A 10393-nucleotide genomic window follows, 5' to 3' on the forward strand; every position below is an offset into this window, starting at 1 on the left:
CGTTGCCTAGGCAACGCCGATCATGGACGCCCTCGCGTCTACTTGCGGTCCCACATCCCTTGGAATCGATCATCTAGAGCATGAAGCAGGCGGCGCCGCTTCCGCGGCGCCGCCTGCTTCGATCTGTGGACGCGCTCAGAGCGTGAGGTGACCCAGATCCTCGTCGACCTGGCGCGTCGGGTTGGTCTCCCGTTCCCCGATGCCGCTGAGCAGGTCCGGCCGGCGGGCCCGAACGCTGACCGCCCACAGCACGCCGATGAGGACGAAGACGCCGACCGTTCCGGGCACCAGCCAGGCGGTGTGCGAACCGGGTGGCGTGCCGAGCGCGGCGCTGATGTTGACCAGCGTGACCAGCAGGATCACCGCGATCGCGATACCGCCGAGCGTGGGAGCGATCGCCCGCGCCCACAGCGACTCGCTGCGTCCGCCGCCCCGGGCGAAATAGCGGACGGTGGCGAGTGAACTCACCGTCATCAGGAGCATCAGACTGACCGCGGCGATGTTGCTCAGCCAGGTGAACATGGTCAACGCCTCGGCGCCGCTCACCACGAACAGCAGGATGACGATCAGAGCGGTGATCGACTGGGTGATCGAGCCGCCCAGTGGCGCGCCCGACCCACCCTCGCGGATGGCCGCCAGGCGAGCGGGCAACAGCCGGTCCTTGCCGAGCGCGAACAGGTATCTCGCCACGCTGTTGTGGAAGCTGATCATCGCCGCGAGGACGCTGCTGACGAGCAGCAGGCCACCCAGCGCCACCAGCAGCACGCCGGCGCTACCGGCGCGGGAGCCCGAGAAGACCTCGAACGGCAGCGGCGCCGCCGGGTCGCGGGCCAGGTCGACGACCCGATCGGCGCCCACCGTTGCCACCATCGCCCACGCGCACAGCGCGTAGAGCAGGCCCAGGCCCAGGATCACGTAGATGATGCTGCGCGACACCGCCCGTGGGGTGCGCGCCTCCGCACCGTACGCGGCGATGGTCTCGGTGCCGAAGAACGCGGCGAAGCCGAGGGGAAGGACCGCGAGCCCGGCCACCACCCCGGTGTCGAACAGCTGCGTCGGGTTCAACGCTGCGAAGGTCAGTTGACCACCCGCCGGGTGGGCCAGACCGACCAGCACGAACACCAGCAGCAACGTGATCTCGACGATCAGGATGGTGCCGAACATGGCGGTGCTGACGCCGGTACGTTGCAGACCGAACGCCGCGACGATGGCCCACGCGAGGAGCGCGCCGACCCACCACGGGCCACCGACCAGGCCGCTGATCACCGAACCGAGTAGTCCGTACAGCGATATCTGAATGGTGTTGTAGGCCAGGAGCGCGACCGGCGCGCCCGCGACCCCGACGAGCCGGGACAGGCCGGCGGCGAGGGCGGTGTAGAAGATTCCACTTGGCTGCACGTAACGGGCGATGGCGATGTACCCCGGTGCCCACAGGAGCATCACGACCGTCAGGAGCAGGAAACTGGAGGCCACACCGGTATTGCCGGTCGCCGCATAGGTGGCGACGATACCGCCGACGAGGACGGCCATGGGAGACGACGCGGTCGCGCCGAACGTCACCAGAGAACTCGTTCGCAGAGTTTTGCGTGCCAGTCCCCGCTCGGCGGACACCGTCAGGGGGGTCACCGAAGGCGTGACCATAACTGAACCTCCCCAGGTTGTAGGCGATAGGTCAGGGACGGGACTCGATGACCTTACAGGTGATCTCCTCGTTACTGGGAGCAGCGGGTCGCAGAATTTGAGCGCCCCGGGAAGCGCGACGGTGATTCGGGAGGACACCCCTCGCGTCCTGTGTGGACAACTAGGCCCGTGCATCCTTGGCCGGCTCGGATGGTGGAGGAAGGATCACCCTGCCGAGGGAGGCTGAGCCCCGCCACCGGTGCGATGGTCGGGTCGCGGCCGGTGGTTTTGCCGGCGGACACGAGGCGTCGCGGCGGGGGTGATGGCCGCGGTCGTGCGGATGGGGTGACGATGACGAAGCAGGCTGTCCGGGCGGCCCGGATGTTCGACGGCGAGCGGCTCACCGATGGTGGGGTGCTGGTCCTCATCGAGGGCGGGCGCATCGCCGACGTGCACCGGGGCCGGATCGACGCGCCGGCGGGCTGGCCGGTGCGTGAGGCGCCAAACGGCACACTGTTGCCTGGTCTGGTCGACGCACACGTGCACCTGTGCGCCGACGCCGGGCCGGACGCGCTCGGTCGACTCGCCGAGCGCGCCGAGGCGGATCTCGACCCGGTCATCGAGGCGTCACTGCGCGCGCACCTGGCGGCCGGCGTCACGACGGTACGGGACCTGGGTGACCGACGCGACGCGGTGCTCCGATGGCGGGCTCGGGGAGTACGCGACGACCTGCCGACGGTGGTGGCGTCGGGTACGCCCATCACCAGCGTTGGCGGACACTGCTGGGCGCTGGGGGGCGAGGCGAGCGGTGTCGACGGTGTGCGGGAGGCCGTGCGGCTGCGGGCGGCGGCCGGCGCGGACCTGATCAAGATCATGGCCAGCGGCGGGGTCTTCACCCCTGGCACCGACACCAGCGGGTTGCAGTTCACCGATCAGGAGATGGCCGCCGCCGTCGCGCAGGCGCACGACCTGGACCTGCCGGTGACCGCGCACGCGCACGCCCTACGCGCGGTCGAGCAGGCGCTGCGCGTCGGTGTGGACGGCATCGAGCACTGCACCTGCGTGACCGCGGCCGGGGCCCGCGTCCCCGACGAACTCGCGGACCGCCTGGCCGCGTCCGGACCAGCGGTCTGCGCCACGCTCGGCACCGATCCGGCCGTGGTCACGCCGTCGGAGGTGGTGGCGATGGCGGAGCGGGCCGGGCTCAGCGCCGCCGCGCTACGTGCCGGTGCCGCCACCCTCTACCGGGCCGGGGTCCACCTGGTGGCCGGTTCGGACGCGGGCCTCGGCCCCGCGAAACCGCACGGGATCCTGCCGGAGACACTCGTCGAGTACGTGGCCTGCGGCATTCCTCCTACCGCCGCCCTCGCCGCGGCCACCGGGATCGGCGCGCAGGTGTGCGGCGTGGGCGGCGGTAAGGGCCGTGTCCGGCCCGGATTCGAGGCCGACCTGTTGATCGTCGACGGTGACCCGACGAGCGACATCGGGGTGCTGCGCCACCCGCTCGCCGTGTACCGCGCGGGTGTTCAGGTGGGCTGACCTTCGCGGGGCAGATCACCGACGACGGCGGGCCATCCACTGCCAGATGTGGGTGCCGTGGTGGCTGGGGTCGTTGCGGGCCACGTAGATCCAGGACCAGTGACCGGGGAACTGGTAGCCGTTCCAGACGACGTGGTCGTACAGGGTGACCAGCGATCCTCGGATGAGGTCGTGCGCGTGGATCGTGTTGGTCTCCGGCGGCACGGTGTCGTCGTCGAGCGAGGTGACCAGCCAGGTCGGCGTTCGGATCGCTGCCAGCTCCGCGTCCGTGACCAGCGGCGGGCCCTCCCCGCCGAGCGGCTCGACGACGCCGCAGATCGGCACCGACGCGGCGAACAGGTCGGGGTACGTGACGGTCATCTCCAGGGACATGTAGCCGCCGTTGCTGCAACCGACCACGTAGATCCGGTCGGGGTCGACGCGCTCGCGACGGACGAGATCCTGGACGATCTCGCGGATCAGCGGCGCGAACCGAGGCCCGTCCTCCATCCAGTAGGAGGTGCTCTGCGGGGCCACGACGTACGCGCCGGAGAAGATCCGTTGGGCCTCCGGGGTGGCGAAACCCAGCGCGCCGCGGTTGGCGCGCAGCGTGGTCTCGTTGTCGTAGTAGCCGTCGGGGAGGGAGGCGCCCTCGCCGGCGCCGTGCAGCCAGAGGATCAGGGGCCGTCGGCCGTGCGGGCGCGGACGCTGGGGGGAGTACAGCCGGTACTTGAGGCCCGACCCCGAAACGTGGTGGGTGAAGGCGTCCACCTCGGGGTTCGACAGTCGCCCCTGCACGAAGCGCGTGATGGTGAGGGGGGAGCCGTGGCGGCGCGCGAGCGGCGTGTTCTGCGTGATGGTGTAGACCAGATCCAGCCGGACGTTGCGGCCTTTGCTCAGGATGTAGCCGAGGGTGCCGCCGCCGGGTTGACCCTCGCCGTGGCTCAGCTCCAGGACGATGTTTCCGTGCCGGTCGAGCCGGGCCGCGGTCACCGTGCGGTCCAGGTCGTACTCGCTGAAGATCAGATCGCCGGGAGCGATCGGGAGCGGGCTGGTGGCCGTGGCGTGCACGGTGAACGTGTCGGCGGTGAGCCCTGCCGGGTCGATCGGGCCGAGCCGACGGGTGTCGAGGGTGACCGAGGTGACCTGCTCACCACCGTCGAGCGTCCGCGCGTCGAGGGTGAAGCCCACGCCGGCCTGGGGGTGCCGGTCGTCGGCCTGGGCAGCGCCCGGCAGGGTGAGACCGAGAGCGGCACCGGCCCCACCGGCCAGCACGGTACGGCGAGTGACAGGCGTGGACATACGGCCCCCCGTTTGTAGACAAACGTCGATGGCACCCCACCGTAACGGCGCGGAAATCCACTGGCAACCGGTGCGGTCACGCGGTCAGGACGCCCGAGGCCGGGAGTCCCGGAAGGCGTCCTGATCGATCACGGACGGGCGGTCAGCTCAGGCGCTGGAACACCGAGAACGGGTAGACCCAGGCGGGGTTGAAGATCAAACCCAGTCGGTGCAGGTAGCGCTGGCAGGTGTTCGGCTGCGCGGGATCGGTGCAGAAGGTCACCCACGGCTCGGAGTACCCGTCCTTCTCGGTCGGACTGTAGGAGACGATCTGGTCCCGGACGACGAACTGCATCGAGGTCAGTCGCGGGTCCTGTACGTCGTTGGGGAAGCATGACCGAACTCGCCACCGAGCACGGTCAGACCGGTTGGAAGGCGTACGCGTTCCCGGTCAGCGTGGACGGGTTGGAGATCGTCGCAAGTCTGTATCTGGTGGCGCAGCGTCGGGCCGGTCGCCCTACGGGCTGGGTTCCGTGGGTGGCGCTCGTGGTCGGCACCGTGGCAAGTCTCGCGGCCAACGTCGCGGTTGGCGGTCACGACCCGATCGGCAGGGCGTTGGCGGGGTGGCCGGCGTTGTCCATGCTCGTGTCAGTCAAGCTGCTGTTCAGCATGATCGACCACGGCGAAGGTGATCAGCGGACGGTCCGGGACGATCAACGGTCGTCCGCTGATCGTCCGTCCGTCCGTGGGGCGGTCCGGGGGACAGTCCCGGACCGGGGACCGTCGTCCGGGTCGACACCGGACGGGCGGACGGTCACGGACGGACTGTCCCCGACCGGTACGGCCGACTCAAGCGCGTTGGCCGACATGCGGGAGGTCGCTCACCTCATCCCGGCGGCGCGGGCGGCCCGTGCAGTGCTGGCGCGTGAAGGCCGGTCGCTGTCGCGCGATGGGCTGGCCGACGCGATGCGCGACGACGGGCACGGGGTGTCCAACGCCCGAGCATCGCTGCTGTTGAGGATCCTCCGAGAGCAGGAGGGCGCGGCGTCGTTCAATGCTGCTCCGGTTGACGACTGACGGCCCGGAAAAGAGCGAGAGACGGCCCAACGCGGCCGGGTAGCAATAAGTTCGTTCGTGGCGGCGAGGCAGGTGCCCGCCGGGGCACCAACTCCTGTGGATCGTCCGGGGTGCGTGCGGAAGGACCATCCCGGCATGGCGGCGGGCGTGGGGAAGCTCCTATGCTGCGTAGCGTGGATAACTTGGCCTTGACGCACCATGCGGCTGACGAGGCTTCGGCGTTTCTCGATGCTCTCTGTGACGCCTACGCGGACGCGTACGGAAAGGTACCGGGCGAGGATAGTGGAATAAAGTCATCGGCCTTCAGGGACAGGGCCACGGATGCGCTGGAGGCTCGTAACTATGAGTTGGTCGTTGCGCGTGCCGGTGAAGGGATCGTGGGCTTCGTCTTCGGCTACAGCTTGCGGCCTGAGCGTGACTGGTGGAAGGGCCTGAAGCCAGAGCCGCCGGACGGGTTCACCCTGGAGACTGGGAATCGTACGGTCGTACTGGCGGAGATTGAGGTTCGCCAGAAATGGCAGGGCAGGGGCGTCGGTCGTGGGCTGCACGACGCGTTTCTCCGAGGTCGGGCGGAGGAACGCGCGACGCTCGCGTGTAGCACTGTGGGCTGGCAAGCGGCAATCCGCGCGGCTGGCCTCCACACGGGCGAGATCAACGAGGTCAACGCCCCGGGAGCCTCTCAGGTCTGCTGCACCATCGTGACTGCCTTCAAGCCGATACATCGAACCTGACGGAGATCCGCCGACCTGTGAGCGAATCGGTAGCAAGAGTGGAGGCGATAGACGGCATTCGGCCCGTGCGGGCGGTGTTCTCCTGGTCGTACACCGCGCTCAACGCGCCGGCCGCCGGGCTGTTCCGGCTGGTGGGCCTGCACCCCGGCCCGGACATCACGGTGGCCGCCGCGGCGAGCCTCGGACACGCTGAGCCGGCTGGGCGACGCCCGCCTGGCGCTCGGCGACCCCGCCTCCGCCCGAGCAGACTGGCAGCGGGCACTGGACATCTTCACTGCCCTGGACCACCGGATGCCGAAGCCGTCCGCGCGAGGTTGCAGGCACGGTGAGCCTCCGCGCCAACCCGATGGTGCGGGTGCCGGTTTAGCTCCTTGCGCGGCGGGGATTCCCGGCAGCGCTGCGGCGGCGGTCGGGTACGGGTGGGGGAGGCTGATGCGTAGGATCCGGACCTCCCGCGGTGCCACCTCGAACGGGCTGACCAGATCCCGAAGGCCGTTCGGAGCGGAACGTGACCCGAGCCGGGTGGTCGCCTTCAGCGACGCCGTCATGGCGATCGCCATCACTCTTCTCGTCCTGGAGATCCGGCCGCCCAGGGACACCGAACACCTCATGCGCGGGTTGCTCGACCTGTGGCCGTCCTACCTGGCCTACGGCGTCACCTTTCTGCTCCTCGGCCAGATCTGGGTGAACCACCACGTCATGTTCGATCACATCCGCTCCGCCGACCGCCTGCTGCTCCTGCTGAACACCCTGTTGCTGATGGTGACCGCGTTCCTGCCGTTCGTCTCGTCGGTGCTGGCCCGCGCCTTCGAGGAGGGTCCCGGCACCCGGACCGCGCTTGTCTTCTACGGCATCGTGTACGGGGCCGCCTCCATCCTCTTCAACGTCATCTGGGAGTACGCCAGGAGCGGTCACCGCCTGTTGACGTCCACCACCGACGAGGCCACCGCCCGAGCGATCAGCAAGCGCTTCCGGGCAGCCCCCATCTGGATCGCCGTCGGAACAGCCCTGTGCATCGTTCACCCGATCGCCGGCCTGATCGCGGTCGCGGCGTTCATTCCCTTCTACTGGCTACCGATCAACGGTGAGATCGACAGCATCAGACGTACCCGGGCCCAGACCGCGGACGGCCCGCCCTGAACCCGGTCCTGTCGTAGGCCTGGGGGGCGGGCCGGCGCGGAACTCAGCGACCCTGGAAACGCTTCACGTTGTCGCCGAAGGTCCAGCCCTTCGAGCCGTCCCAGTTCGCCGACCAGGTCATCAGGCCCTTGAGGCCGGGCACGGAGTTCCAGGCCTGCGTGACCAACGACGTCGACAGGTAGCCACCGCCGGCCCCGACCTGCGCGGGCAGACCGGGGACCTGCTTGTCGTACGGCACCCGGATGGTGGTTCCCTGGATGGTGAGGCCGTTGTTCAGGCACTGCGTCTGCACGGTGAAGCCCTGCACGGTGCCAGCCGGGTACGAGTCGCCGGAGCAGCCGTACATGCTGCCGTTGTAATACTGCATGTTGAGCCACCAGAGCCGGCCGTTGTCGACGTACTTCTTGATGATCGGCAGGTACGAGCCCCAGATCGAGCCGTAGACCACGCTGCCGCCGGTGACGTACGCGGTCTCCGGCGCCATGGTCAGGCCGAAGTTCGACGGCATTCGGGCCAGCACGCCGTCGATGATCCGGATCAGGTTGGCCTGCGACGTCGACATGGTGTTGATGTTGCCGCTGCCGGTGAGGCCGGTCTCGATGTCGATGTCGACGCCGTCGAAGTGGTAGTTCGTCAGGATCGGCACGATCGTCGCGATGAACCGGTCGGCGACCGAGGTGGAGCTCAGGTCGATGCCCGCGGCGGCACCGCCGATCGACATCAGGATCGTGGCGCCGGCCGCCTTGGCCTGGCACATCTCGGCGGGGGTCGCGACCTTCACGCCGGCGTCCATGCCGTTCTCCCAGAGGACCGTGCCGTCCGCGCGGATCACCGGGAACGCCGCGTTGATCACGTTGTAGCCGTGCTGTTGGAGCCGGCTGTCGGTGATCGGGATCCAGCCGAGCCCGGGGTGTACGCCGTTCGACGCGCCGTCCCAGTTCTCCCAGTAGCCCTGCAACACCTTGCCCGTCGGCCGGGACTTCACCGCGCAGGTTCCGCCGGTCGGCGGCGGCGTGGTGGGGGGAGCCGTGGTCGGGGGAGCGGTGGTCGGTGGCGGCGTGGTGGGCGGCGCGGTCGTCGGCGGTGGCGTGGTGGGTGGGGGAGTGCTTCCCGAGCAGGCCCCCAGGTCACGCCAGAGCGACGGGGTCGAAGCGGGGTTCCAGCCGGCGCCGACGTACGCGGTGTGGGTGACCAGAGCCTGGTAGAGCCGACCGCCGTAGGTGACCTGTGTGCCCACCTGGTAGGTGGTGCCCTCGGCCCAGGCGGGTGCCGTGCAGGCGACCAGTGCGACGGCGTTGGCCGAGGAGACAGCGGCCATGCTGCTGGGGACGAAGGCGACGGCGGCCGTGACGGACATCGCCGCCCCGGCCAGCGCTGCGACGATGCGACGGCTTCTCATGGCTCACTCCCCAGGCTTCGGCGACCCGCGACCTCCACATATTGACGTTCGTGACGTTTAATATCAAGGGTTGTTTACAGATAACCTGTGGAACCTCACCGCGCGGTGCTGTTCGGTGTCGGGCTCCGGGTGCCGTGGGTCGCCATGATGATGAGGTCGGCTATCGCCTCCGGGTGGGTGACCATGGCGAGGTGCGACGAGTCGACCTCGATCGTCGTCGCGTTCATCCGCTCGGCCAGGAACTGCTCCAGCTCGGGCGCGGTCGTCCGGTCCTGGCGCGAGATGGAGTAGTAGCAGGGTTTGTCCCGCCAGGCCGCCGTCGTCGTACGGGCCTTGAACAGGTCGCCGGCGATCGGACCCTGAACGGCGTAGAGGGCACGCGCACGGGCCGCGTCGACGCCGCCGGCGAAGTCTTCGAGGAAGGCGCTCTCGCTGAGCTGCGCGTACCCGTCGTTGTGCACCAGGCCCGCGTTCGCCGGCGGGGTCGGAAATTTGGCGGCGAGCGCGGTGAAGTCCTCGCCGGCGTCCGGCGCGCGGGCCGCCACGTACACCAGGGCGGTGACCGACGGATGGTCCCCGGCCTCCGTGATGACCGTACCGGCCCAGGAGTGGCCGACGAGCACCGTCGCACCGTCCTGGCGGTCGAGGGCCCGGCGGGTGGCGGCGACGTCGTCGGACAGGGAGGTCAGCGGGTTCTGCACGGCGGTCACGGTCAGGCCGGCCCGTTGGAGGAGCGGGATGACGTCGGACCAGGACGAGCCGTCGGCGTACGCGCCGTGCACCAGGACGACGTTGCGGGCCGGATCGCCCTGGGGTCCATCGGTCATCGGAGTCTCCTACGCGATACGCGGAATCGTCGGCGCACAGAGCTGCCGCACCCGACACTCTTCCCCAAGCTGGCTGCGGGGACGGCGCAAACGCCGAGGCTTCGACCGCGCGTGGAGGTGTCCGCTCCGCCCGGCGAGGGCGTCGGTGTCAGACGGAGACCCAGCAGTACAGGCGTTCGCGGCGCGCTGTCGCGGACCGCGCCAGCGCGGCCAGCTCGATCAGGATCTCCGCCAGGTCGGAAGGCTCACACTGCCCCCGGATCTCCTCGACCTGCGACCACGGCACCGCCACCCGACGCAGGTCTGCCTCCGACGAGGTGGCCAGCGCCGCCTGCACCTCGTCGGTCAACGCGACGACTAGTTGGTTGCCGTCGTCGCGGCCGGCGACGATGTGACTCCACCTCGGGTTCTCGGTCACCGAGTCGTAGTCGACGCCTCTCAGGAACCCCTCCAGCATCCCGATCAGCACGGAGGGGTCGAGACCCTTCAGCTCGAGCACGTCGAGTGCAGGGTCCGTGACGGCCCCCGGGCCGCCGAGGACGTCGATCACAGCGGCGGCGGCTTCGTCGGAGGCGGCCGGGAAGTAGTCGCAGAGGATGCCCACGGCACGATCCTGGCAGGGGCGCCCGTTCGCCGCTGTCCCTGCGGGGATCGATTCGCAGCGGCGGGCCCGAAGGGCGGATGCCGGGGCAGCCGCCCGCACGGGTGGCGTCTCAGCAGGTGCGCTAGATGATCGATTCCAAGGGATGTGGGACCGCAAGTAGACGCGAGGGCGTCCATGATCGGCGTTGTCTAGGCAA

10 protein-coding genes are annotated in these 10393 nt (G+C 69.5%); 4 read left to right on the forward strand and 6 right to left on the reverse strand.

Annotation, left to right across the window (positions count from 1 at the left end):
• Window positions 1–135 precede the first annotated feature (135 nt).
• The gene (locus ACLQ25_RS32020) at window positions 136–1560 is read right to left on the reverse strand and encodes an APC family permease (protein ID WP_425734466.1); all 1425 of its coding nucleotides are present in this window, start codon (window positions 1558–1560) and stop codon (window positions 136–138) included.
• A 411-nt stretch (window positions 1561–1971) separates the two neighbouring features.
• On the opposite strand from ACLQ25_RS32020, the gene ACLQ25_RS32025 reads away from it, so the two are divergent.
• Complete coding sequence (locus tag ACLQ25_RS32025) at window positions 1972–3159, forward strand: amidohydrolase family protein (protein WP_425734467.1); 1188 nt, start codon at window positions 1972–1974, stop codon at window positions 3157–3159.
• 15 nt (window positions 3160–3174) lie between these two features.
• Here ACLQ25_RS32025 and ACLQ25_RS32030 read toward each other — a convergent pair whose 3' ends face one another.
• The gene (locus tag ACLQ25_RS32030; protein WP_425734468.1) at window positions 3175–4440 is read right to left on the reverse strand and encodes a prolyl oligopeptidase family serine peptidase; all 1266 of its coding nucleotides are present in this window, start codon (window positions 4438–4440) and stop codon (window positions 3175–3177) included.
• Window positions 4441–4582: 142 nt separating this feature from the next.
• On the reverse strand, window positions 4583–4774 hold the full coding sequence (locus ACLQ25_RS32035; protein WP_425734469.1) for a hypothetical protein: 192 nt from the start codon (window positions 4772–4774) through the stop codon (window positions 4583–4585).
• 38 nt (window positions 4775–4812) lie between these two features.
• Here ACLQ25_RS32035 and ACLQ25_RS32040 point away from each other — a divergent pair, with 38 nt between their 5' ends.
• The 3 genes from ACLQ25_RS32040 to ACLQ25_RS32050 all read left to right on the forward strand — a co-directional run bounded on the left by ACLQ25_RS32040 (window position 4813) and on the right by ACLQ25_RS32050 (window position 7367).
• Window positions 4813–5496: a DUF2637 domain-containing protein gene (locus ACLQ25_RS32040; protein ID WP_425734470.1), complete on the forward strand. Its 684-nt coding sequence runs from the start codon at window positions 4813–4815 to the stop codon at window positions 5494–5496.
• Between the two features lie 173 nt (window positions 5497–5669).
• Complete coding sequence (locus ACLQ25_RS32045; RefSeq protein WP_425734471.1) at window positions 5670–6227, forward strand: GNAT family N-acetyltransferase; 558 nt, start codon at window positions 5670–5672, stop codon at window positions 6225–6227.
• Between the two features lie 432 nt (window positions 6228–6659).
• Entirely contained in the window at window positions 6660–7367 is a 708-nt protein-coding gene (locus ACLQ25_RS32050) for a TMEM175 family protein (RefSeq protein WP_425734472.1), read from the forward strand.
• Window positions 7368–7410: 43 nt separating this feature from the next.
• On the opposite strand, the gene ACLQ25_RS32055 is transcribed toward ACLQ25_RS32050, so the two are convergent.
• The 3 genes from ACLQ25_RS32055 to ACLQ25_RS32065 all read right to left on the reverse strand — a co-directional run bounded on the left by ACLQ25_RS32055 (window position 7411) and on the right by ACLQ25_RS32065 (window position 10197).
• Window positions 7411–8766: a carbohydrate-binding protein gene (locus ACLQ25_RS32055; protein ID WP_425734473.1), complete on the reverse strand. Its 1356-nt coding sequence runs from the start codon at window positions 8764–8766 to the stop codon at window positions 7411–7413.
• Between the two features lie 95 nt (window positions 8767–8861).
• A complete protein-coding gene (locus tag ACLQ25_RS32060; RefSeq protein WP_425734474.1) occupies window positions 8862–9593 on the reverse strand; it encodes an alpha/beta fold hydrolase in 732 nt (243 codons plus the stop codon).
• Between the two features lie 148 nt (window positions 9594–9741).
• Window positions 9742–10197: a hypothetical protein gene (locus ACLQ25_RS32065; protein WP_425734475.1), complete on the reverse strand. Its 456-nt coding sequence runs from the start codon at window positions 10195–10197 to the stop codon at window positions 9742–9744.
• Window positions 10198–10393 lie beyond the last annotated feature (196 nt).

Source organism: Micromonospora sp. DT44, from assembly GCF_049841635.1.
Taxonomy (GTDB): Bacteria; Actinomycetota; Actinomycetes; order Mycobacteriales; family Micromonosporaceae; genus Micromonospora.

Bases quoted from the DNA above. Each gene is read 5' to 3' on its own strand.
- ACLQ25_RS32025 (WP_425734467.1), top strand. From the start codon at position 1,972: ATGACGAAGCAGGCTGTCCGGGCGGCCCGGATGTTCGACGGCGAGCGG.
- ACLQ25_RS32030 (WP_425734468.1), bottom strand. From the start codon at position 4,440: ATGTCCACGCCTGTCACTCGCCGTACCGTGCTGGCCGGTGGGGCCGGT.
- ACLQ25_RS32035 (WP_425734469.1), bottom strand. From the start codon at position 4,774: ATGCAGTTCGTCGTCCGGGACCAGATCGTCTCCTACAGTCCGACCGAG.
- ACLQ25_RS32040 (WP_425734470.1), top strand. From the start codon at position 4,813: ATGACCGAACTCGCCACCGAGCACGGTCAGACCGGTTGGAAGGCGTAC.
- ACLQ25_RS32050 (WP_425734472.1), top strand. From the start codon at position 6,660: ATGCGTAGGATCCGGACCTCCCGCGGTGCCACCTCGAACGGGCTGACC.
- ACLQ25_RS32055 (WP_425734473.1), bottom strand. From the start codon at position 8,766: ATGAGAAGCCGTCGCATCGTCGCAGCGCTGGCCGGGGCGGCGATGTCC.
- ACLQ25_RS32060 (WP_425734474.1), bottom strand. From the start codon at position 9,593: ATGACCGATGGACCCCAGGGCGATCCGGCCCGCAACGTCGTCCTGGTG.